This window comes from Arthrobacter sp. PM3, from assembly GCF_003352915.1.
In the GTDB taxonomy this organism is placed as follows: domain Bacteria; phylum Actinomycetota; class Actinomycetes; order Actinomycetales; family Micrococcaceae; genus Arthrobacter.
The window spans coordinates 660,825-682,251 of the sequence record NZ_CP022314.1 but is presented as its reverse complement, the minus strand read 5'-3'; the positions used below and the strand labels follow the sequence as shown (position 1 = coordinate 682,251).

The following is a 21,427-nucleotide window of genomic DNA, read 5'->3' as shown; positions in this document are numbered from 1 at the left end:
AGTGTCTAGCCCCGTCCCTGCTTGGCGTAGGGGTTCAGGAGGGCTTCCTTCATCTCCGGCGAGGCGCCTTCTTCGGTGGCCGTGAAGCCTTCGGCCGGAGGGAACGATTCGGTCATGGAGTGCGGCATGGCGCCGTTCTTGTAGAAGTTGTTAGAGCCCTCGGAAGGCTTCCAGGTGTTGGCGTCCCAGTCCGGAACGTAGTTGCGGTAGCCGCCGGAGTTCAGTTCGACGCGCAGGCCGGAAGGATCGCGGAAGTACAGGAAGTTCTGTTCGCCCACACCGTGGATGGAAGGGCCGTACTCCATCGGAGTGCCGTTCTCCATCATGACGTCCGCGGTGCGCAGCAGGTCCTCAATGGCGTCCACCCAGAAAGCGATGTGGTTGACCCGGCCGGCACGGCTTGAGGTGTCCAGGACCACGCCGAGATCGTGGGATTTCTCGTTGGTGGTGAGCACCGAGAAGACAGTGATGGGGGCCTCGTCCAGGTCCACGAATGCCATGACGCGGAAGCCCAGGGCCTCGTTGTACCACTTGGCGAAGCCGCGGACATCGGAGCAGGCCACGGTGACGTGGTCCAGGAAGCGGGGTGCTGCGGCGTGGCTGCTGCGGCGCTCCGGGCGGTCCGGATAGGTGGATTCGAAACCGGCTTCGGCGACAAACTTGTCCACGTCGTAGAACAGGCGCATGGGGTGGCCGTAGGGGCCGGTGAATTCGTAGGCCTTGCCGAAGCCGTGGCCGCCGGCGGTCCAGATGCCCTGGACGCCGGTCGCTTCGATGCGCTGGGCTGCTGCTTCAAGGGCCGCCTGGGAGTTCGTGCGCCAGGCCATCCGGCCCAGGGAGGCTTCGGGGCCTTCGGTGATGACCAGGCTGTAGCGGTAGTAGTCGCCCCAACAGCGCAGGTAGACGTTGCCGTCAGCCCGGTCGATGATGCGCATGCCGAATTTTTCCTCGTAGAACCGTGCCGACGCTTCGACGTCCGGGGTGGTGATCTCGAGGTGGGCAAGATGGGAGAGCGGAGTTTCCACGTTGAAGTCCTTCTGGTTACTGGCTGCGGTCGGTTTGGTGCAGGTCCTGTAACCACTGTGGTGGATTTCATATATTCGGGAAAGGGCAAATATCCCATAGGAACTATTTGCGAATCTGATACTTGCGGTGGAGTCCTAGGTTATTGCGGTGGCGTTGGCCGGCGAGCCGGTCGCACCGGTGACGTTCAGCGGCTTGACCGTGACGAAGGCATCCCAGTTGCCGGTGGCATTCATGTGGCGGCTGAGCGGGCCGAGGTTCCAGAGTTCGCCGAGCGGGAGTCCGAGTTTGGCGAGGAACTCCTGGTGCATCATGCCGTGGTCGTTCGGCGCCGTGTCGCGGTACGGGCTGGCAGGGACCGGCGGGAGGCATTCGACGGCGAAGGTGTCCGCGGCGAGGACCGCGAGCCGGATGTCCCAGGCCCAGGCGACGAACTCTGCCGACTGTTCGATGCCGGTGGCCCGGCGGCTGTCGCGCAGGGTGGTCCTGTCCCCGGCGGGAAGCGCCAGGAACCATTCGCACCAGCCGGTGTGCAGCATGAGGATGTCGCCCGGCTGGAAAGTGATCGATTGCGCCCGGGCGGCGGCCAGGATGAGCCCGAGGCCCAGGGGTTGCCCGGCGGCATGGTCGATGGGTGTGCCCTGGTCCTTGCAGTAGCCGTCCACGTCCACCAGCACGCCCCTGCCGGCGATCGGCTGTTCGGCCCACGCCTGGATTCCGAGTGCCGTGGTTCCTTCGCGGATTTCCTCGTCCGGGGTGTCGTCATAGAAGCCGACGTCGTCCGCCCGGCGGTGCCGGAGGCCGTCGATCTGGGTGGAGCCCTGAAGGTAGTACCCGTCGAGGTAGTCGTCGCGGTGGGCGGGATGCGCGGAGTAGATCGTGTGCCGGGGCGCCCGGCGCTTCAGGGACATTCCGGGGTCGAAGGCGTCGGCGGCGTAGTCCAGGCCGAAGACGGTTCCGGTCCTGATGCAGCCGGCAGCGTCCATCACGGTGCCGGGCCCGATGAAGGACGGGGTGCCGCGGCCGGCGTCGGGAAACAGGCCCCAGGAAGTGCCGGAGAGGCGGCCGGGACGTTCCAGCAGTTCCCGGTGGGAGGGGTAGCTTGTGCCCGGCTCAGGGGAGGTCATGGGGTGCGCGCTTCCTGTTGCGGCCGGTGCTGTTTCTCTTCTTCTGCTGGCGTCTTTTTCTCCGCTGTCCCTTTCTCTGCGCCGTAGCTGAGCAGGAAACCGGCAATGGCACAGACGGAGGCGGCGATGCACGCCGGAGCCTTGACGGCGTCGTTGAGGATGGTCAGCCATTCGCCCTGCCCGGTGAGCAGTGCCAGCGCCTGTCCTGCGACGAAAACGATGCCGGCGATGAGGAGTGCCGCCAGGCTGACGACGAAGACGGCGTTGATGGTGGGTCGAAGCTTGCGCATGGGCTTTGTTCCTATTTCCGGTTCCTTAGACGGGGAGGACGCCGACGATGATCAGGACCCCGATGGCCAGCAGCGGCAGGGCATAGAGGGCGAACAAGCGGGCGAATGTCTTGATCGGGTCGACGTCGGCGATGCCGCAGGCCACGTACAAGGGAGCACCGCCGGGCGGCACGGCCGCCTCGCAGGAGGAGAACACCAGCACGGCGACTGCCGCGGTGGTGGCCGGCACACCGGCGGCGACCAGGGTGGCGACGCCGACGGTTCCGACCGCGGCCATGGTCGCCGTCGCGGAGAGGGGCGCGGCCACCGCGATCACGATCAGCCCGATCAGGATGGCCAGCAGCCACAGCGGCAGGTTGAACTGGTTCAGCAGCGCGGTCATTTGTTTGGGCAGCCCGGTGGCGGCCAGGGCATTGGCGCCGGCGAACGCGAAGACCACCGTGACCCCGACGACGCCGAAACGCGGTGCGGACTGCTGAAGGAAATCCCAGTAAGCCCTCCCGCTGCGCGGCAGCCGGCGCCGGCCCAGGATGAGGCCGGTCATGATGAGGACCACGGGGATCCAGACGATGACGCTGACGGATTTGGCCACGTCCGAGCCCGTCCAGCCTGACAGGAACCCGGCGATGGCACCGGACGTGATGATCAGCGGGACGCCGACCACAACGAACAGGAGCAGGGTGGCCCAGCCCTGGGCGAAGGCCCGCCGGACGGGCGTCCGGTCGGCCGCGTCAACGGGTGCCATGTCGGACTTGCGGATCAGCACGTAGGTGATGACCAGGCGGTGCAGGAAGCACCAGAGACCGCCGGCCAGGAGCGGAATGACGAGGTCGTTGACCTGCAGCAAGGGCCCGACGGTGGCGGATCCGACCAGGACGAACATGGACGCGCTGAACGGGAAGGTGATGCCCATTCCCGCGTTGCCTGCCACGAGGGTTGCCGCGGACGGCTTGTCGAGCCGGGACTTCTCCATCCACGGAATGGTCACGGACCCCACGGTGGCGGCGATGGCGGCCTGGTTGTGGACCACTCCGCCCAGCCCGGCCGACGCGACGGTGGAGACCCAGGCCGGGCCGCCCTTCACCCCGCCGATCAGGGAGTTCAGCAGTTCGATGAGCCGGTCCAGCACCCCGGTCCGCTCCAGCAGGTAGCCCATGAAGACAAAGGCCATCGTGGCATAGACGATCTCGTCGGTGACGGCCGAGTAGAGAGCATTCCAGCCCGTCTGGCCGGCGGCGGCCCCGGTGAAGGGCAGGACGACGAGGAACCCGAGGAGCATCGCTTCACCGACACTGCGTCTGATGACGGTTGTCCACAGCAGGATGACGGCCAGATAGGCGCCCAGGGCCCAGATGCCGATCATCGGGCTGCTCCTTCGGGGTGTTGGTTTGCGGTCGGGTTCATCGTTGATTCCCTCTTCATGATTTTGCCTCATGCGCACTTAGCGCAGGGCCGCCTCCGGGGCCGGTGACGTTGCGACCGGTGCCGACGCGATCCGGGTCAGCGCTGCCGCTGACGCCGCCGTCATTTCTGCGGGGACACCGAGCTCGGCCAGGTAATTGGCCGTATCCTGCATCTCCCGCGACCGGCGGACAGCGTGCTTGGACGTTCCGGTGAGCAGTCTGTCGACGACGGCGTGGCCGTCGCCGGCGAGCTGCCGGGCGATCTGTTCCCGGATCCATCCTTCCAGCCCGGCCGCCCGGCCGGCAGTAACGGCCTCGACGACGACCGAGGCGAGGCCCTTCATCAGGACGCTGCGCAGCAGCTTATGGGACATCGCCGCGCCCGGCCCGCCGTCGGTGATCTCGACCTCGACGCCCAGCGGCGTCAGCAGTTGCGCGACGGCCGCCGCTCCCGGGCCGCTGACCATGAGGGGCGTCCTGACGCCGAGAGCGGCGACGGGTCCGAGGATCGCGACGTCGGCGAAGAGGGCTTCGCCGGGGTGCTGGCCGAGTTCCTGCATGACCGCGGGGGAGGACGAGGTGAAATCGGCGTAGGTGCTGCCTGCCGGGAGCACCGGCAGGCAGTCCTTCGCGACGGCGCGGGCGGCGGCCGCGCCGGTGAGCACCAAAACGATCTCCGCGCCCTGGCAGGCTTCGGCGGCCGTGGCCGCCCGGGCCGTTCCCGGCGGGGTGGCGGGCGCCACGGGGTCGAATCCCGTGACCTGGTGGCCGGCGGTGGCGAGTGCCTCGGCATAGGCTGCCCCGGCTTCGCCAAGGCCGATGATGGTGCACTTTGTCATGAGTGTTCGTTCCTTACTTGCTGTTCTTAGGGCCGGTCTTGCTGCCGGTCTTGCTGCCGGCGGGCGGCGATGATTGCTGCCCGCCGGCTGGTTTCGTCGGCGAAGACGGCCTCGGCCGCCTCCGCCACGGCCGCCGCCTGTTCCAGCGGGACGATGACGACGCCGTCGGAGTCGCCGATGAGGATGTCCCCGGGCAGCACGGGAACACCGCCGAAGGCGACGGCGCAGCCGAGCCGGTGCGGGCCGTTCTTGTACGGCCCCGCGGGGGTGACGGCCCGGGCGAAGACCGGCATGCCGATTTCCGCCAGGGCTTCGGCGTCGCGTGCGGCACCGTCCAGGGCGAACCCGGCGATGCCGAGGTTGATGGCGCGCTCGCCGATCAGCTCGCCCAAAAGGGCGCGGGACTCGTCGCCGCCGGCCGAGACAACGATCACGTCCCCCGGCCGGGCGAGTTCCAGGGCGCGGTGGATGCCCTGGTTGTCTCCCGCACGGGTCCAGACCGTGAAGGCAGGGCCGGCGATTTTCGCGCCGGACCAGATCGCCTGGATCGCAGAATCTGCGACTCCCAGCCGGTCCATGGCATCGCCGATGTTGGCGGCCGGCAGCTTGGCCAGCCGGTCGATCAGCGCGGGATCCGGACGGGTGAAGGCCGCATCAGCGTCCTGGAGGGTGGAGGTGGTCATGGCGGTGTCTTCCCTGATGGTGTTGGAGTGGCGGCGGTAGGTTGTTTGGACTCAGTCTTTTTTGGACTCAGTCTTTTTTCTGGACCAGCGGCAGGACCTTCTTGAAGTCCGCTTCCTGGCCGGCCCAGAACGTTTCGTAGTCCTTGCCGCTGAGGTAGCTGGTCTGCAGGCCGAGGGCGTTCATCTTCTTGACCACTTCCGGGTCCTCGATGGCCTTCTGCAGGGCATCTTCCAGCTTCTTGGCGACCGCGTCCGGCAGGCCGGCGGGAGCCGAGTAGCCACGGACGGTGCCGGCCTCGACGTCGTACCCGGATTCCTTGAACGTGGGGACGTCCGGCAGCGCCGGGGACCGCTCGGCGGTCATGATCCCAAGGACGCGGGCCTTATTCTGCTTGGTCAGGTCAGTCACGTCGCTGACGTTCGCCACGAGGACGTTGACGTGCTTGCCGAGGAATGCCGTGGTGGCCTGGGATGCTCCTTCGGAGAAGTGCACCGGGGCAAACTCGGCGCCGGTGGCTTCCTGGATCTGGGCCAGCGCGAAGTGTTCGCCGGTCTGCAGCCCGGTGGTGCTGGCCGTGAGTGACTTCGGCTGCGCTTTGGCAGCGTCCAGCAGATCCTTCAGCGTCTTGTAGGGGCTGTCGGGCTGGACGGCGATTACGGCAGGATCGATGACCTGGCGGCCCAGCGGCTGGAAGGAGGCCCGGGTGTATTTCGCGCCGCGGGCCGGGTCCAGCGGGGACACGACGACGGACGGGGAGCCGGTGGCGCCGATGGTGTAACCGTCCGGCTTGGCGCTGGTCAGCTGGGTGTAGCCGATCTGGCCGCCGGCGCCGGGCTTGTTGATGACCTCGACGTTGGTACCGAGTTCCTTCTCCAGGACGGGCTGGACGAGGCGGGCTGCGGTGTCCACGGCGCCGCCTGAGGAGAAGGCGACGATGAGGTCAATGGACTTGCCCTTCTTGGGGAAGTCGTCCCCGGAGGCCGCGTTGTTGGCGCTGGCGTTGGCGCCGCAACCGGTAAGGGCGAGCAGGGCTGCAGCGGCGATGGCTGCGGTTATTTTCGTGCGGGACAAGTTCTTCTCCTTTGAAGTGGGCCGAGCTGTGTGTTGGGACGGCTTGTGGGTTGGGTGGTTTGGGTTTTAGGCTTCGGGGTCTTCGGTGAGGGCTTTGGGTTTGCGGAGCTTGAGCAGCGGGCTGCAGATGATCAGCAGTCCCACTGCGATGAGCACGGCGGAGATGGGACGGCTGAGGAAAACGCTGAAGTCTCCCTGGGAGATTTCGAGGGACTCGCGCAGGGAGCGTTCCATCAGGGGGCCGAGGACAAGGGTGAGGACCATGGGGGCCAGCGGGATCTCCAGGTGCCGCAGAGCCAGGCCCAGCAGGCCGAAACCGATCATGACAAAGACGTCAAAGACGCTGAAGTTGATCGTGTAGGCGCCGATCACCATGAAGAGCAGGATCAGCGCAGTCAGGATCGGAGCCGGGACCCGCAGGATGGAGGTCCAGAGGCCGACGAGGGGCACGTTGAGGAGCAGCAGCAGGACGTTGCCGATGAAGAGGCTGGCGATGATGGCCCAGGCGATGTCGGAGTGTTCAGTGAACAGGCTGGGACCGGGGGTCAGGCCCTGCTGGAGGAAGGCCCCCATGAGCACGGCGATGGTGGGGGATGCCGGGATTCCGAGGGTGAACAGCGGGATCAGCGCGGCGTTGGCGTGCGCGTTGTTCGCTGTTTCCGGTCCGGCCACGCCCTCGACAGCACCCTTGCCGAGTTCGTGGCGGTGCCGGGAGAACTTCTTTTCGGCCACGTACGAGAGCAGGGACGAGACGGATCCGGTCATTCCCGGGACCAGACCGAGTCCGAAGCCGACTCCGGTGCCGCGTGCTATGGCCGGGGCGCTGCGCCGCCATTCCATGCGCGTGGGCAGGAGCGACCGGAACCCGGGTGCGTGGACCAGGGGTGCATCCGCACCCTTACGGTAGGACAGGATCTCCGACAGTCCGAAGACGCCGACGATCACGGCCACGAAGCTGACACCGTCCAGGAGCCGGTCCATGCCGAAGGTGAAGCGGGGCGCGCCGGCCACAGGGTCGATGCCGACCATGGAGATCAGCAGCCCCAGGGCCCCGGAGATGAGGGCTTTGACCATGGATTTTCCGGCCAGGGCCACCAGCAGGGAGATCCCGACTACCATGAGCGCGAAGAACTCCGGCGGCCCGACGAGGAGGCCGAGTTCGCCGAGGGGTTTGGCGGCGGCGACCAGGCCAATAGTGGCGATGCTTCCGCCGATGAAGGATCCCACCGCGGCGATGGTCAGTGCCGATCCGGCGCGGCCGAGTTTGGTCATCGCGTAGCCGTCGATGGTGGTGATCGCCGATGATGCCTCGCCCGGCGTGTTCAACAGGACGCTGGTGATGGTGCCGCCATATTGCGTGCCGTAGAAAATGGCGCACAACATGATGATCGACCCGGCCGGGTCCAGGTTCAGAGTCAGGGGGATGAGCAGGGCGACGCCGGCCACCGGGCCGACTCCGGGGAGCACACCGATCACGGTGCCCAGCAGGCAGCCGAGGAATGCGAAGAGCAGGTTTTGCCAGGTCAGGGCGGCCGCGAAGCCGTTCAGCAGTTCATTGAGGGTGTCCATGTCTAGAGTCCGATCAGGTTCAGCGCAGGAATGGCTGAGACGGGGAGGGCCACGTTCAGGCCGTAGTTGAAGGCATAGAACGCGCCGACGCTGCCGGCCAGGCCGATCAGCAGTGAGGACAGCCAGCTCCTGCCGCCGCGGATTTTCAGGTGGTACATCAGGAACAGGAACATGCTCAGCTGGAAGCCGAGCAGGTCCAGTACAGCGGCGAGCACCAGCAGGCTGACGACGACGGCGATCACCAGGCCGCGGTCCGCGCCCTCGCCGGCCGCGCTTGGCTTCTTGAGCTCCTGCAACAGCCACACGACCGACATTGCAGCCAGTACCGCGCCCATGGCGAACGGGAACAGGCCGGGTCCCGGCCCGAGGGACGTCCAGAGGCCGAGGTCCACCGAGCTGATGAGTACATAGACGCCCAAGGCGCCGAATGCGCCGATGCCGGTCAGAACGCTGCGCGCTGGCCTTGCCCGGGCCGGGGCTTGGGTCAGGGTCGACTTCATTGTCATCAAATTGCCTTCCAAATGCTTTCATAGAATGAAAGTCTCTTACGTCAGAAGAAATAGTGACACGGCCCACAGGTACTGTCAAGATGCCTTTGCGGCCCCGAAGTTACATAGAATGAAAGAATGACGGTGACCAGCACGCGGCCAGGCGCTGCAGCGGAAGACGGCGGAAAGCCGTCCAACATGCGCTCGCTCTCGCGGGCGATGGAGGTTTTCGCGGAACTGCAGCGGGCGGACCGGCCTCAACGGCTGAGCGATCTGGCGCGGACCTGTGGCATGAGCCTGCCGACCACTCTGCGGATCCTGCGTGTCCTGCAGGACTTCGGCATGGTCAGCCAGATCGACAAGACTTACCGGATCGGGCCGGCCGTGCTTCCCGCGGCACGCAGCTACCTGGAGAACGACCCCCTGGTGACCTCATCCCGCCCGGTGCTTCAACAGGTCGCGGCGCAAACGGGAATGACCGCCTCGCTGTACACCCGGCTGGGCTTCGAACGTATTCTCGTGGCGCGCGTCGACGGCGATGCTCCGCTCCGGTATGACATGCCGCTGGGCAAGCGGCTTCCCCTGACCGTCGGCGCCGCCGGCAAAATCCTGCTTGCGGGCGCACCGGACAGCCACCTGCAGGAAGTGGTGCAGGCGGCGGTGGCGGCGGGGCACGAGCCGACCTCCTTCAGCCTTGCCGAGCTCAAGGCCCGGCTGCCCGAACCCGGCACGGACTACGCCTTCTCGGCCGACGAGCGCGCCAACGGCGTGCTCTCGGTGGCCATCGCGATCAACAGGAGCGGGCTGCCCAGCGAATCCATTGCGTTGACGAGTCCGGTGGAGGCGGCCACCGAGGACGGTATGAAAGCCGGTGTCCCCGAACTGCGCCGTGCGGCAGGCCGGCTGGCGGAACTGCTCGAGGGAACCGTCTACTGACCTTTCCGACCGGCCTTGCCCGGGCGGAGGCGTTTTTGTCAGTGCCCCCTGCGATGCTGTGGGTATGGAAACCAAGGCGGTTGCGGAAGTGGTGGAGGCCATGAAGGACTCCATTGCTGCCGTGGCCGTTTTCGCCGCCCGTGCGGCCGGGCACGCGCCCGGGTCTGTGTCCGGGCGTGCGTCTTTGGCCGGGTCCGATCCTTTGCGGGACCAGGCGGACGCGTACTTGGACGGCCTGGCGGAGGTGGCCCGGATGGAAGCCCGGCTGGCCGGGCTGAAGGTGCACTTCGCCGCCGGGTACGCGGATGCTGCCGAGACCCTGGCAGCCCCTGCCCGGTCGCCGCAAGAGCACACGATGCACGAGATGTCGCTGATCGCTGAGGTCGCGGGCGTCCTGACGGTGAGCGAACGCAGCGCCGCTGCCCTGTTGTCGGACGCCCGCACCCTGGCCACCGCGCTGCCGCTGACCCTTGGCGCGCTGCAGGAAGGCATGTTGTCCTGGCAGCACGCGCGCGTGATGTGCGACGAAACGTCGGCCCTGGAACCCCCGGCCGCAGCGGCCCTCGAAGCTCACTTCCTTGACCCGGACGCTCCCCGGGCCGCGCGGGGCTGCCCCGCCGGCGAGCTCGTCCCCGCCCGTTTCCGCGCCAAAGCCCGCAGCTGGCGGGAGCGGCACCATCCGGTCAGCATCGAGGCGCGCCACCGCAGGAGTGCCGCGGACCGCCGGCTGGAATACGCCCCGGACCGGGATGGCATGGCCTGGCTCTCCTCGTACATGCCCGCGGACACGGCGTCCGGTATCTGGGCCCGGGCCACGGAGGCCGCACGCGCACTTCAGGGGCCCGACGAACCCCGGACGCTGACGCAGCTCCGCGCAGACGTCGCCGCTGACTGGCTGCTCCGTGGCGTGGCGGAAGGAACCCCGTCCCCAACCGCCCAGGTGCTGGTCACCGTTCCGGTGCTGTCGCTCCTGGGAACCGGCTCTGAGCCGTCCATGCTGGACGGATACGGGCCCATCCCGGCGAGCATGGCACGCCGGATTGTCGGGGAAGGCGCAACATCGTTCCTGCGGGTGCTGACAGATCCTCGCAGCGGGGCGCCCCTGGAGATCGGCCGGACCAGCTACCGGATTCCTAAGGCGATGCGCCAATGGCTTCGGCTGAGGGACGGGCGATGTCCGTTCCCCGGCTGCAGCAACCCTTCCCTGGACAACGAGGCCGACCACCTGCTGGCCTGGGACGACGGCGGCAGCACAGGCATCACCAACCTTGGCCAGCCGTGTCCCAAGCACCACCGGCTGAAACACGCCACGCCCTGGAATCCTGTCGACGCGACGCGGGACAAGCCGCCTGGCTGGACCTCGCCCTCGGGCCGCTGCTACCCCAGCGAGGAACAGGATTGGGAACCGCCGGACCTGGCGCCATTGGGCGGGGAACCGCCGGAGTGGGCGCCGCAAGAGTGGGTGCTGCCGGTCCGGGAACCGCTGGACTGGGAACTTGAGGATCTGCTCGAGGACGTCGACAGCCTCGACCGGCCTCTGCCTGTGGATCCCTTTCCCGAGTGGGCTTCCTTCGCGGCCGCCTAAGAACGGGCGGTGGTGATCACGAAAGACGGGACGGAACTCCGGGCTCCGCCGGGCCGCGGCCCCGCGGGAAGAAGGCACGGACCGGCGCCGCGAGCCCGATCAACGAGAGGGCGATGAAGACGACCTGGTGGATGTGATCCGTGCCCGGCGGGAGGTTTCCGACCAGGTGGACCGCCCAGAACACCGGATAGAACCAGAGGGTCCACCATGCCCACCGTTCGGTGCGCCGGTACGGCACCAGAACGATCAGGCCGCCGAAAAAGCCGAGCCCGATCGAGGCCAGCCCGTACGCCCGGTACAGCGGCGCGTCCCCGGTCACCGGAGCGACCGCCACGACGACACCGAAAACGAGGATGCCCAGGCTGACGACCGCGAGGCACATCCAGCCGATCTGCACCGTCAGCTTTCTTGCGCGCACGCCACCCCCTTCCCTTTCCGGGCGAGCCTTGTGCGTGGGCGCCGTGCAGTCCTCGCCAACCGGCACGCCGACCAAGGGCGTGAGGCCGCTCCGCGGCGGACCATTCGCATACGCTCTTGTGATGGCCCACCTTATCGCTCCGGACGCAAGCTACCACTCATCCTGGCTGGAGGGGTCGGAGGAATTCGACGGCGCCCGCAGGGACGGTGCCGGCGGTGAGGACTGGGCTCTGGAAGACCTCCGGGAGCTTGCGTCATTCCGCCGCTTTGTCGACGCCCTCGTCAACGATGCGTTGCCGGAGAGCCCGAGGAAACCGGGGTACGTACCGTGCACGTACCTGTGGATCGTCGAAGGGGCCACGTTCCTTGGCTCCCTGGCCATCCGGCACGAGTTGAACGATTTCCTACTCAACGAAGGCGGCCATATCGGCTACAGCGTGAGGCCGTCGGCGCGGCGTCGCGGCCACGCAGCCAAGGCGCTGGCGGATGCCCTGCCACTGGCCAAGGACCTTGGGCTCTCCAGGGTCCTGATCACCTGCGATGAGGACAATGCCGGCTCCCGGGCGACCATCGAAAAGAACGGCGGGGTCTACGAGGACTCCCGCAATGGCAAGCGCCGCTACTGGGCCGATACCGCCCAGCACGGCGCCGGCTAAAGACCGGCTAGCCTTTCCGGGGGTCCTTCCGGGCCGCCAGCCCCACCAGCGCGCCGATGCCGAGGCCGATTAGCAGGCCCGTGAACGGCTTGTCCACCGTGGCCACGCCGATGGCGAAGCCGAGGGCCGCGCCCACGAGCATTCCGATCCACAGGGATTCGTATTTCACAGGCTCAGGCTAGGCAAGCATCACCGGGTCCACAAGGGGTCCCGGTGATGCTCGCCGCCGCGAGGCGTGCCGCTTAGGTGAGGCGGATCTGGCGGTTCATGTCCTTATACAGCAGGTAGCGGAACTGGCCGGGACCACCGGCGTAGCAGGCCTGCGGGCAGAAAGCGCGCAGCCACATGAAGTCGCCGGCCTCCACCTCGACCCAGTCGTTGTTGAGCAGGTACATCGCCTTGCCCTCCAGGACGTACAGGCCGTGCTCCATGACATGGGTCTCCGGGAAGGGGATGACCCCGCCCGGCTCGAACGTCACAATGTTCACCTGCATGTCGTGGGCCAGGTCGTTGGAATCCGTGAAGCGGGTGGTTTTCCAGGCACCGTTGGTATCCGGCATCGCGGTGGGTTCCACTTCGGCATCACTGGTAACGAAGGACTTCGCCTCGTAACCGTCAAGCCGCTCGTAGGCTTTGCGGATCCATTGGAAGGAGACAATGTCATCCGAGACGTTCTCCAGACCCCACGTGGCACCTGCGGCCAGGTAGGCGTAGCCGCCTTCCTCAAGCTGGTGCAGTTCGCCGTCGAGGGTCAGGTTGACCTTGCCCTTGGTGACAAAGACAACGCCTTCAACGCCTGCCTCGAACTCGGCCTTGGGAGCACCGCCGCCGGGACCGATCTCGACTATCAACTGCGAGAACGTGGTGGCAAACCCGGAGATCGGGCGGGCCAGGATCCAGGAGCGGGTGTTGGAGAAACCCGGCAGGGTGCTGGTCACGATGTCGGTCATGACGCCCTTGGGGATTACCGTGTAGGCCTCCGTGACGATGGCCCGTTCCGTGGTGAGGTGGGTCTGCGGCGGCAGGCCGCCCTGGGGGTAGTAGTACTTGCCCATTATTGGTCCTTACTTCGAAGTGGGGTGGAGGCGGCCAGCCGCGGGTGGGCCAGTACGGTGAGTTGGGAGAGTCCGACGCCGGCCAGCGCCAGGACCTCATCGGCGCCGACAGCGCCGCACTGGACGCCGCGGAGCACGAACGCCGCCAGGGCGCGTGCGGTGGCGGGTTCGTCCATGACGCCGCCGGCGGTGTGCTCCACATAGTTGCGCAGCCGGGAGGCTGCGGCAGGGAGGCCTTGCCGGTAGAAGGCGTAGGTGGCGGCGAAGCGGCTGGGCAGTTGCGCCGGGTGGAGGTCCCAGCCCTGGTAGTAGCCGCGTTCCAGCGAGCGGCGGACCAAGCGGCCGTGAAGCTGCCAGGCCGGTTCCACGTTGTCGCCCACCGGGATGATGTTGGTGGAACCGTCGGAAAGCCGGATGCCGGTGCCGGCCACGGCCAGCTGCATGACTTCCTTGGCGAAGTCAGCCACAGGATGCTCCATGGACTGGTACTCCGCTGAAATCTGCAGCGACGCCGAGTAATCGTAGGTCCCGTAGTGCAGCCCGCTGATCCGGCCGGGCACCGCGTGCGGCAGGCGCGCCACCGGCGAGGTGCCGTCCGGGCCCAGGATGAGCTGCGGGGTTTCCACCTGCACCTCAAACCGGAGCCGGCCCGCCGGGAGGCCGTGGGCGTCCTCGAGGCGGGACACGGCGAAGTCCATGGCCTCCACCTGAGCGACGGTGGTGACCTTGGGCAGGGTGAGGATCAGTCCGTCCGGCAGTTCCCCGGCCGCGGCCAGCTGCGAGACGAACAGGTCCAGGGTGCGCAGGCCGCGGGCCCGGGTGGCGGCTTCGAAGCACTTGAAGCGGATCCCGATGAACGGCGGCGCGGTGCCGGCGGCGACGGCGGCGGCCACGGCGGACGCTGCGGTAACAGCGGCGGCGTCCTCGGCGTCGTCGCCCCGGTCCCCGAACCCGTCCTCAAAGTCCAGGCGCAGGTCCTCGATGGGCTCGGCGGCGAGCTTGGCGCGGACCCGCGGCGCGACAGCGGCCGCCAGCTCCGGGTCCTGGCCCTGCAGCGCGCACAGGCTTTCGAGGCCGCCGCGGGCGTCCGCCGCGGCGAGGGCCTGGGCGCCCCAGTCCGCGGTGAACACCGGGCTGAAGCGGTCCGCCGGAACGTAGACGGTGTGCACCGGCTGGCGGGAGCCGTCGTCGCCCGGGTAGTTGCGCTCCAGCAGCCGGTCGGTGTCGGCGAGCTGCGCGTCGATCCTGGCGAGGTCGGCTCGCGAGAGGGCTGGCGTCATGGAGGCCGGTGTCGGTGGCTGCAGCCCGGCGGAGGTACCTGCCATGCCTCAGCCCACCAGTTCGTAGGCCGGGGTGGTGAGGAAATCGGTGTAGTCCTCGGACAGGCAGATGTCGCCGATCAGGCGGCTGGCCGGCAGGTAGTGCTGCTGGAAGGCGTCCTCACCCACTTCGCTCCGGAGTTTCTCGGTCTCCTCGGCCAGGATTTCAGACACCAGTTCACGGGTCACGGTCCGGCCGGTGTCCGCCAGCACGGAGTGGTTACGGAGCTGCTGCCAGACCTGGGAGCGGGAAATTTCCGCCGTGGCGGCGTCCTCCATGAGGTTGTGGATGGCGACGGCGCCGTTCCCGGAGATCCAGACGGCGGTGTAGGCGACGGCGACGTAGAGGTTCAGGCGGAGCCCGGCCTCGGTGACCTGGCCCTGGGCGGAACGGATGTCCAGGAGCTGCTCCGCGGTGACGCTGACTTCGGGCCGCTGCTTGTCCAGCTGGTTGGGCCGGCTGCCCAGGACGGAGTCGAACACCTCGCGGCAGACCTGGACCAGGTCCGGGTGCGCCACCCAGGAGCCGTCGAAGCCGTCGTTGGCCTCACGGGTCTTGTCCGCCCGGACTTTCTCGAAGGCCTGCGCGGTCACCTCGGGTTCACGCCGGTTGGGGATCACGGCCGCCATGCCGCCCATGGCGAAGGCGCCGCGGCGGTGGCAGGTCTTGACGAGCAGTTCGGTGTAGGCCCGCATGAACGGCGCTGTCATGGCCACTGTGGCCCGGTCCGGCAGGACGAAGCTCTCCCCGGCGTCGCGGAAGTACTTGATGATGCTGAAGAGGTAGTCCCAGCGGCCGGCATTCAGGCCGGAGGCGTGGTCCCGCAGTTCGTAGAGGATTTCGTCCATCTCGAAGGCTGCCGGAATGGTCTCGATTAGGACGGTGGCGCGGATGGTGCCTTGCGGGATGCCGAGGTAGTCCTGCGCGAAGACGAAAATCTCGTTCCACAGCCGGGCCTCGAGGTGGCTCTCCATCTTGGGCAGGTAGTAGTAGGGTCCATGGCCGTTGGCCAGGAGCCGTTTGGCGGTGTGGAAGAAGTGCAGGCCGAAGTCCACGAGGGCGCCGACGGTGTGCTCGCCGCCGATCAAGAGGTGCCGTTCGCCCATGTGCCAGCCGCGGGGCCGGGCCACCACGACGGCGAGCGGGGCGTCGGTGCGCAGCGTGTACTCCTTGCCTTCGGGCGAGGTGTACTTCAAGGTTCCCTCAGCGGCGTCGCGGAGGTTGAGAATGGATTCGACCACGTTGGACCAGGTGGGGGTGCTGGCGTCCTCGAGGTCGGCCAGCCACACCTTCGCGCCGGAGTTCAGCGCGTTGATGGCCATCTTGGCCGGGGCGGCGGGCCCGGTCATCTCGACCCGGCGGTCCTGCAGGGCCTTCGGCGCCGGCACCACGCTCCAGTCGGCGTCGCGGATTTCCTGGGTTTCCGGCAGGAAGTCCAGGCGGTGCGTCCGGGCGACGTGTTCGCGCTTGACGGCGCGGGCTTTGAGCAGCTCGGCGCGGGTGCCGGCGAAGCGGACGTGGAGTTCCTCGACGAACGCGAGGGCTTCCGGGGTGAGGATTTCCCCGGCCCGGTCAATCGGCTGGGGATCGGTGACGGTGAGAGTCATTGCGGGTCCTTCCTGGGCTTGAATAAGGCTGCGGGTAGGGCTGCGGATCAGGCGTGGGCCGGAACGGCCGGTCCGGCAGCGTGCGCGGCGTTCGCGCGTGCGGCGGCGGCCACGGCGGCCGCGACGTCGCCGGCAACTTCCGGGTCGAAGACGCTGGGGATGATATAGCTGGCGTTCAGTTCGTCGTCGGCCACGCGGTTGGCGATCGCCTTGGCCGCGGCCACCAGCATTTCCGGCGTGATGTCCGAGGCTCCGGCGTCGAGCAGGCCACGGAAGAAGCCCGGGAATGCCAGCACATTGTTGATCTGGTTGGGGAAGTCGCTGCGGCCGGTGGCCACGACGGCGGCATGCCGGGAGGCGATCACCGGGTCGATCTCCGGGGTCGGGTTGGCCATGGCGAACACAATAGCGTTCTCCGCCATCGAGGCAACCTGCTCTTCGCCGATCACGTGCGGGGCGCTGACGCCGATAAACACGTCCGCGCCGGCCAGGGCCTCGTGCAGGGTGCCGGAGAAGCCGGCCTCGTTGGTGTTTTCGGCAATCCAGCTGCGGTGCTCGTCGTCGTACTTGGCGCCGTGGTGGATGGCGCCGGAGCGGCCGGCGGCAATGATGTGCCGGGCGCCCTGCGCCTTGAGCAGCTGGATGATCGCCGAGCCGGCGGCTCCGACGCCGGAGACCACGATCCTGACCTCGGAGAGCTTCTTGTCCACGACGCGCAGGGCGTTGACCAGGGCGGCGAGGGTGACGATCGCGGTGCCGTGCTGGTCGTCGTGGAAGACCGGGATGTCCAGTTCCTGGCGGAGCCGGTTCTCGATCTCGAAGCAGCGCGGGGCGGCGATGTCCTCCAGGTTGACGCCGCCGTAGACGGGGGCGAGGGCCTTGACGATCCGGATGATTTCCTCGGTGTCCTGGGTGTCCAGGCAGACCGGCCACGCGTCCACGTTGGCGAACTGCTTGAACAGCGCGGCCTTGCCTTCCATGACCGGGAGCGCGGCGGCCGGGCCGATGTTGCCCAGGCCCAGGACCGCGGAGCCGTCCGTGACCACCGCGATGGTGTTTCGCTTGACCGTCAGGTTCCGCGCGGCGGCGGGGTCCTCGGCGATTGCCAGGCAGACGCGGGCGACGCCGGGGGTGTAGGCGCGGGAGAGGTCGTCGCGGTTGCGCAGGGCCACCTTCGGGACCACCTCGAGCTTGCCGCCCAGGTGCATGAGGAACGTGCGGTCGGAGACGTGCTGGACCGTGACGCCGTCGAGGGCGTTGAGAGCGTCCTTGACGCGGCCGGCGTGGGCGTCGTCCGTGGTGTTGCAGGTGACGTCGACGACGAGGGTCTCGTGGTGGGATTCGGTGACGTCCAGGGCGGTGACGGCCGCTCCGGCGGCGCCGACGGCCGCCGCGAGTTCGCTGGTCGCGGTGAAGCTAGACGGAGCCTCCACGCGCAGGGTGATCGAGTTTCCGGGGCTGGGGTTCGCCATTGAGTTCCTCCTGGTGCGGTCCTGACGGGCCGCGCTCGCTTAGATGTTTTCGTATTATGGATATTATTATCTGCTTAGTGGAAAAACAACCCTTGACGGGTCCGCTGTCCGCGGGTGCGGTGCGGTATCTTGGTTTTCAGCTTTATTTCACGATGTGGATAAGAAATGTCGACGCCGACGCGCAGGAGAGAATCGTTATGGCTGATAAGCCCTCGGGAGGCGTGCAGTCCGTTGAGCGCGTCTTCGAACTTCTGGAACTGATCACCGATGCGGGCGGCGAGGTCACGCTCAGTGAGCTGTCCAACTCCACCGACCTCCCCCTCCCCACGATCCACCGGCTCCTGCGCACCCTCGTGGCCCTGGGCTACATCCGGCAGCTGCCCAACCGCCGCTACGCGCTGGGCCCCCGGCTGATCCGCCTGGGCGAGGCCGCCAACAAGCAGCTCGGCTCGCTGGCCCGGCCGCAGCTGAAGTCGCTCGTGGACCGGCTCGGCGAGACGGCGAACATGGGCGTGCTGGATTCGGACATGGTCATCTACGTCGCCCAGGTCCCCTCGCTGCACTCCATGCGCATGTTCACCGAGGTGGGCAAGCGCGGCTACATGCACGCCACCGGCATGGGCAAGGCGATCCTGGCCCAGCTGGACGATGCCACCGTCCGCGGAATCGTGGAACGCAAGGGCATGCCGACGCCTACGCCCAAATCCATCGGCGACGTCGATGCGCTGCTGGCGGACCTGAAGCTCATCCGCGAGCGCGGCTACTCCATTGATGAGGAAGAGCAGGAGATCGGGGTGCGGTGCTTTGCGATGGCCATCCCCGACGCCCCGACGCCGTCCGCCATCTCGGTCTCCGGTCCTGTGTCCCGGGTGGACCAGAACTTCGCGGACAAGGCCGTGCCGCTCCTGCGGGAGGCGGCGCAGGCGATCTCCGCGGAGCTGCGGCAGGGCTAGGCGCTCGAGGCGGCCGGGCCGCCCCGGCCGCCGGGCCGCCGTCGGGCCTGGAAAATCCCGGAAGCACGACCGTTGGGGCCCGCGGCTGCGGGCCCCAACAGTGTCTGCGCGCGTTGCGATGCGGCCGGTCCTGGTGTCCTGTTGTCCTAGTGTTCGTCGGCGGCTATCCGGGCCGGTTCGACCGGAACTTCCTTGCCCTCGCAGTCGATCAGCTTGCCGTTCTCATAGCGGTCGCCCTCGGCGAGGCATTTGAGGTCTTCGGCGCGGATCACCCGCTCGGTGCCTGCCACGAAGACCGACTGGTTGTCGGAGTTCCCGGCTTTTACGTGGTTGAAGAGCAGGTTCAGCAGGATGGCCATGACGGCCGCCGAGCTGATGCCGGAGTGGAAGATCGTGCTGAACCAGGTCGGGAACTTGTCGTAGAAGGTCGGCGCGGCGATCGGGATCATGCCAAAGCCGAGGGACGCCGCGACGACGATCAGGTTCATGTTGTTGCGGTATTCCACCTTGGCCAGGGTGCGGATGCCGCTGGCAGCCACGGTGCCGAAGAGCACGACGCCGGCGCCGCCCAGCACGGGGGTGGGCACCGAGGCCACGACCCGGCCGAGGACGGGCAGCAGTCCCAGGACCACCAGGATCAGGCCGCCCGCGCTGACCACGAAACGGCTCTTGACGCCGGTGATGGCCACCAGGCCCACGTTCTGCGCGAAGGCGCTCTGGGTGAAGGAGTTGAACAGCGGCGAGACGGCGCTGGAGAGCATGTCCGCCCGGAGCCCGTTGCCGATCCGCTTCGCGTCAACCTTGGAGCCGACGATGTCGCCGACGGCAATGATGTCGGCCGAGGTTTCCGTCAGGGTGACCAGGATGACGATCAGCATGGAGACGATCGCTGCGACCTCAAACGTGGGCGGACCGAACGCGAACGGGGTGGGGAAGGCGACAATTTCGCCCTGCGCCACCTTGGAAAAATCGGCCATGCCGAATACGAACGCAATCGCGGTGCCAAGCACCATGGCGAGCAGGATCGACAGCCGGGAGATCGCGGCGTTGCCGACCTTGCTCAGGAGCAGGACGATCGCCATGGTGACGGCCGCGAGGCTGATGTTGGCCACGCTGCCGTAGTCCGGCGACTTGGAGTTGCCGCCCATGGCCCAGTTGGCGGCCACCGGCATCAGCGTCAGGCCGATGGTGGTGATGACCGTCCCGGTGACCACCGGGGGAAAGAAGCGGATGATCTTCGAGAACAGCGGCGTGATGAGCAGGCCGATCAGGGACGCGGCGATGACGGAGCCGAAGACGGCCTGGATGCCGCCGCCGCCGTGGACGATCGCGACCATCGTGGACACGCCGGCAAAGGAAACGCCCTGCACGAGCGGAAGCTGGGACCCGAAGAACGGGATGCCGATGGTCTGCAGGATGGTGGCGAGCCCGCCGACGAAGAGGCAGGCGGCGATCAGCAGGCCGATGTCCTGGGACGACATGCCGGCGGCGGCGCCGATGATCAGCGGCGGGGCGATGATGCCGCCGTACATGGTCAGGACGTGCTGGAAGCCGTAGGCGAAGGTGCTGGCGAGCGGCAGGCGCTGGTCTTCGGGGCGGGCGGGCTGCTTGGCGACCGCCGCGGCTGATTTCTTCTTGGTGTTCATGGCAGACTTTCTTGGTTCATGGCGGACTTCGTTGTCCGGCTAACAATGTCTGGCTAACGGTGACTGGCTAACAGTTGTGGCAAATCAGTGGGCCCGGCTCCCGGGGTCCTGTCTGCTGGTGCGGGACAGGGACCCCGGGACGGGCGGGTGGTGCGGTGCGCCCGCCGGCCTAGCAGAAACCTGCGATGCCGCTCCAGGCAATGTCGGCCGGTGCGGCGTCCTCGCGCTGGACCGTGGCCTCGATCAGGCCGTAGGGCCGGTCCGCGGCGAAAAAGACCTCGTTGGGGTTGTCGAGGCCGAAGGGGGACAGGTCCACCAGGAAGTGGTGCTTGTTGGGCATCGAGAACTTGATCTCGTCGATCTCGCCGTGGGCTTCGAGGACCTTGGCACCCATGTCGAAGAGGGTCTGCTGCAGGGCGTGGGAGTAGTTCTCGGTGAAGCCTTCCAGCAGCAGGCTCTTGACGTCCTCGTAGCTCTTGTTGAAGTCGACGGCGGTGAAGTCGGTGCCGGTCTTGAAGCGCCAGCGGGCGGAAACGTCCGTCGCAAGGATCCGGTCCGTGGTCTCGGGCAGGGTGGTGTACTTATCCCGCGGGTAGCCGACGAAGCCGGACTGCGTGGATTTGAGGACAGTGAGGTCCTTCAGCCCGGAGATGAGGTGCTGGTCCGCGCCGTCGCGGACCAGCACGGCGGTCCGGACTTCCTGGCCGCTGCGCACGAAGGAGTGGTCGTGGGCTGCGCCGTGGGCCTGGATGCGGTCCCAGTTGTAGGACTCGGCTTCCCAGCGGCCGCCGGTCACCCAGTCGAAGCTTGAGGTGAAGTGCTGGCCCAGCCGGAGCAGGAAGGCCTCGGGGGAGCCGATGCCGTCCCGGGCGAAGGCGTAGATGGTGTTCTTCTGCGTGTCCGTGGCCACGACGTGGCTGTTGTCGCCCTCCAGGTGGGCAGCGGCGAAGTCGCCGCGGAGCTGCGAGGTGACGTTCAGGTCTTCGATCTCGTGGCGTGCCGTGTTGCGGGTGATCTTGACGACGCGGACTTCGGCTTTACCGTACTGGTTCTGTCCGAGGATGATCTTGTTGTTCATGGTGGAGTTCCCAACTTCCGGTATGTGGAATCAAAGTCCCACATAGAGATGTCGTACGCATTTCGCGTGGGTTTCTGTCTCCGCCGGCCCACAAAAAAGAGCCGACGTCGGTTGACGCCAGCTCATTACAACCCTGCCTGCTGCTCCCAGGTTACGTGACGTGCGCCACGAGTTGGGTTAAACAGTAGCCCCGCCGAGGCGTGGTGTA

General features: G+C 67.3%; 21 protein-coding genes. 4 read left to right on the top strand and 17 right to left on the bottom strand.

Translation table 11 applies throughout. From position 1 onward, the window contains the following. Positions 1-5 precede the first annotated feature (5 nt). From CFN17_RS03200 to CFN17_RS03160, 9 genes are all read right to left on the bottom strand, one after another. On the bottom strand, positions 6-1,025 hold the full coding sequence (locus CFN17_RS03200; protein ID WP_208749933.1) for a VOC family protein: 1,020 nt from the start codon (positions 1,023-1,025) through the stop codon (positions 6-8). A 135-nt stretch (positions 1,026-1,160) separates the two neighbouring features. Next, positions 1,161-2,150 carry a cyclase family protein gene (locus CFN17_RS03195; protein ID WP_208749932.1) on the bottom strand — a complete coding sequence of 330 codons (990 nt, stop codon included), beginning with the start codon at positions 2,148-2,150 and terminating at the stop codon, positions 1,161-1,163. Then, on the bottom strand, positions 2,147-2,440 hold the full coding sequence (locus tag CFN17_RS03190; RefSeq protein WP_208749931.1) for a hypothetical protein: 294 nt from the start codon (positions 2,438-2,440) through the stop codon (positions 2,147-2,149). Before CFN17_RS03190 ends, CFN17_RS03195 begins: the two co-directional genes overlap by 4 nt. 25 nt (positions 2,441-2,465) lie before the next feature. After that, a complete protein-coding gene (locus tag CFN17_RS03185; protein WP_208749930.1) occupies positions 2,466-3,803 on the bottom strand; it encodes a TRAP transporter large permease subunit in 1,338 nt (445 codons plus the stop codon). Positions 3,804-3,881: 78 nt separating this feature from the next. After that, entirely contained in the window at positions 3,882-4,682 is an 801-nt protein-coding gene (locus CFN17_RS03180; RefSeq protein WP_208749929.1) for an NAD(P)-dependent oxidoreductase, read from the bottom strand. 26 nt (positions 4,683-4,708) lie between these two features. After that, the gene (locus tag CFN17_RS03175) at positions 4,709-5,365 is read right to left on the bottom strand and encodes a methyltransferase (protein ID WP_208749928.1); all 657 of its coding nucleotides are present in this window, start codon (positions 5,363-5,365) and stop codon (positions 4,709-4,711) included. A gap of 67 nt (positions 5,366-5,432) precedes the next feature. Continuing rightward, the gene (locus CFN17_RS03170) at positions 5,433-6,437 is read right to left on the bottom strand and encodes a tripartite tricarboxylate transporter substrate binding protein (RefSeq protein ID WP_208749927.1); all 1,005 of its coding nucleotides are present in this window, start codon (positions 6,435-6,437) and stop codon (positions 5,433-5,435) included. 66 nt (positions 6,438-6,503) lie between these two features. Further along, on the bottom strand, positions 6,504-8,006 hold the full coding sequence (locus tag CFN17_RS03165) for a tripartite tricarboxylate transporter permease (RefSeq protein ID WP_208749926.1): 1,503 nt from the start codon (positions 8,004-8,006) through the stop codon (positions 6,504-6,506). 2 nt (positions 8,007-8,008) lie between these two features. Beyond that, positions 8,009-8,512: a tripartite tricarboxylate transporter TctB family protein gene (locus CFN17_RS03160; RefSeq protein ID WP_208749925.1), complete on the bottom strand. Its 504-nt coding sequence runs from the start codon at positions 8,510-8,512 to the stop codon at positions 8,009-8,011. A 120-nt stretch (positions 8,513-8,632) separates the two neighbouring features. Here CFN17_RS03160 and CFN17_RS03155 point away from each other — a divergent pair, with 120 nt between their 5' ends. Then, the gene (locus CFN17_RS03155; protein ID WP_208749924.1) at positions 8,633-9,430 is read left to right on the top strand and encodes an IclR family transcriptional regulator; all 798 of its coding nucleotides are present in this window, start codon (positions 8,633-8,635) and stop codon (positions 9,428-9,430) included. A gap of 64 nt (positions 9,431-9,494) precedes the next feature. Beyond that, complete coding sequence (locus CFN17_RS03150; RefSeq protein ID WP_261792334.1) at positions 9,495-11,015, top strand: HNH endonuclease signature motif containing protein; 1,521 nt, start codon at positions 9,495-9,497, stop codon at positions 11,013-11,015. Between the two features lie 16 nt (positions 11,016-11,031). Here CFN17_RS03150 and CFN17_RS03145 read toward each other — a convergent pair whose 3' ends face one another. Next, positions 11,032-11,433, bottom strand: coding sequence for a hypothetical protein (locus CFN17_RS03145; RefSeq protein ID WP_222612656.1), 402 nt, complete (start codon positions 11,431-11,433; stop codon positions 11,032-11,034). 121 nt (positions 11,434-11,554) lie between these two features. On the opposite strand from CFN17_RS03145, the gene CFN17_RS03140 reads away from it, so the two are divergent. Next, positions 11,555-12,088, top strand: a complete 534-nt coding sequence (locus CFN17_RS03140) for a GNAT family N-acetyltransferase (RefSeq protein ID WP_208749923.1) — start codon at positions 11,555-11,557, stop codon at positions 12,086-12,088. Between the two features lie 7 nt (positions 12,089-12,095). On the opposite strand, the gene CFN17_RS03135 is transcribed toward CFN17_RS03140, so the two are convergent. The 5 genes from CFN17_RS03135 to CFN17_RS03115 form a co-directional block, all read right to left on the bottom strand. After that, a complete protein-coding gene (locus CFN17_RS03135) occupies positions 12,096-12,257 on the bottom strand; it encodes a hypothetical protein (RefSeq protein WP_208751616.1) in 162 nt (53 codons plus the stop codon). Positions 12,258-12,330: 73 nt separating this feature from the next. Further along, positions 12,331-13,143 (bottom strand): bifunctional allantoicase/(S)-ureidoglycine aminohydrolase, encoded by an 813-nt coding sequence (locus tag CFN17_RS03130; protein ID WP_208749922.1) that lies wholly within the window; start codon positions 13,141-13,143, stop codon positions 12,331-12,333. Further along, positions 13,143-14,423, bottom strand: a complete 1,281-nt coding sequence (locus tag CFN17_RS03125; RefSeq protein WP_208751312.1) for a DUF6986 family protein — start codon at positions 14,421-14,423, stop codon at positions 13,143-13,145. The genes CFN17_RS03130 and CFN17_RS03125 overlap by 1 nt, the downstream gene beginning before the upstream one ends. A gap of 48 nt (positions 14,424-14,471) precedes the next feature. Continuing rightward, entirely contained in the window at positions 14,472-16,070 is a 1,599-nt protein-coding gene (gene aceB, locus CFN17_RS03120; protein ID WP_208749921.1) for a malate synthase A, read from the bottom strand. A 47-nt stretch (positions 16,071-16,117) separates the two neighbouring features. Next, on the bottom strand, positions 16,118-17,542 hold the full coding sequence (locus CFN17_RS03115; RefSeq protein WP_208749920.1) for an NAD-dependent malic enzyme: 1,425 nt from the start codon (positions 17,540-17,542) through the stop codon (positions 16,118-16,120). A gap of 197 nt (positions 17,543-17,739) precedes the next feature. Here CFN17_RS03115 and CFN17_RS03110 point away from each other — a divergent pair, with 197 nt between their 5' ends. After that, on the top strand, positions 17,740-18,495 hold the full coding sequence (locus CFN17_RS03110) for an IclR family transcriptional regulator (RefSeq protein ID WP_208749919.1): 756 nt from the start codon (positions 17,740-17,742) through the stop codon (positions 18,493-18,495). Between the two features lie 146 nt (positions 18,496-18,641). Here CFN17_RS03110 and CFN17_RS03105 read toward each other — a convergent pair whose 3' ends face one another. Further along, positions 18,642-20,141, bottom strand: a complete 1,500-nt coding sequence (locus CFN17_RS03105) for a nucleobase:cation symporter-2 family protein (RefSeq protein ID WP_208749918.1) — start codon at positions 20,139-20,141, stop codon at positions 18,642-18,644. Between the two features lie 169 nt (positions 20,142-20,310). Further along, a complete protein-coding gene (gene pucL, locus CFN17_RS03100; protein ID WP_208749917.1) occupies positions 20,311-21,219 on the bottom strand; it encodes a factor-independent urate hydroxylase in 909 nt (302 codons plus the stop codon). Positions 21,220-21,427 lie beyond the last annotated feature (208 nt).

Excerpts from the sequence above, each read along its gene's own strand:
- CFN17_RS03195 (WP_208749932.1), bottom strand. The coding sequence starts at position 2,150 with ATGACCTCCCCTGAGCCGGGCACAAGCTACCCCTCCCACCGGGAACTG.
- CFN17_RS03175 (WP_208749928.1), bottom strand. The coding sequence starts at position 5,365 with ATGACCACCTCCACCCTCCAGGACGCTGATGCGGCCTTCACCCGTCCG.
- CFN17_RS03110 (WP_208749919.1), top strand. The coding sequence starts at position 17,740 with ATGGCTGATAAGCCCTCGGGAGGCGTGCAGTCCGTTGAGCGCGTCTTC.
- CFN17_RS03180 (WP_208749929.1), bottom strand. The coding sequence starts at position 4,682 with ATGACAAAGTGCACCATCATCGGCCTTGGCGAAGCCGGGGCAGCCTAT.
- CFN17_RS03165 (WP_208749926.1), bottom strand. The coding sequence starts at position 8,006 with ATGGACACCCTCAATGAACTGCTGAACGGCTTCGCGGCCGCCCTGACC.
- CFN17_RS03125 (WP_208751312.1), bottom strand. The coding sequence starts at position 14,423 with ATGACGCCAGCCCTCTCGCGAGCCGACCTCGCCAGGATCGACGCGCAG.
- CFN17_RS03140 (WP_208749923.1), top strand. The coding sequence starts at position 11,555 with ATGGCCCACCTTATCGCTCCGGACGCAAGCTACCACTCATCCTGGCTG.
- aceB (WP_208749921.1), bottom strand. The coding sequence starts at position 16,070 with ATGACTCTCACCGTCACCGATCCCCAGCCGATTGACCGGGCCGGGGAA.
- CFN17_RS03150 (WP_261792334.1), top strand. The coding sequence starts at position 9,495 with ATGGAAACCAAGGCGGTTGCGGAAGTGGTGGAGGCCATGAAGGACTCC.
- CFN17_RS03160 (WP_208749925.1), bottom strand. The coding sequence starts at position 8,512 with ATGACAATGAAGTCGACCCTGACCCAAGCCCCGGCCCGGGCAAGGCCA.
- pucL (WP_208749917.1), bottom strand. The coding sequence starts at position 21,219 with ATGAACAACAAGATCATCCTCGGACAGAACCAGTACGGTAAAGCCGAA.
- CFN17_RS03155 (WP_208749924.1), top strand. The coding sequence starts at position 8,633 with ATGACGGTGACCAGCACGCGGCCAGGCGCTGCAGCGGAAGACGGCGGA.
- CFN17_RS03185 (WP_208749930.1), bottom strand. The coding sequence starts at position 3,803 with ATGATCGGCATCTGGGCCCTGGGCGCCTATCTGGCCGTCATCCTGCTG.
- CFN17_RS03130 (WP_208749922.1), bottom strand. The coding sequence starts at position 13,143 with ATGGGCAAGTACTACTACCCCCAGGGCGGCCTGCCGCCGCAGACCCAC.
- CFN17_RS03105 (WP_208749918.1), bottom strand. The coding sequence starts at position 20,141 with ATGAACACCAAGAAGAAATCAGCCGCGGCGGTCGCCAAGCAGCCCGCC.
- CFN17_RS03115 (WP_208749920.1), bottom strand. The coding sequence starts at position 17,542 with ATGGCGAACCCCAGCCCCGGAAACTCGATCACCCTGCGCGTGGAGGCT.
- CFN17_RS03190 (WP_208749931.1), bottom strand. The coding sequence starts at position 2,440 with ATGCGCAAGCTTCGACCCACCATCAACGCCGTCTTCGTCGTCAGCCTG.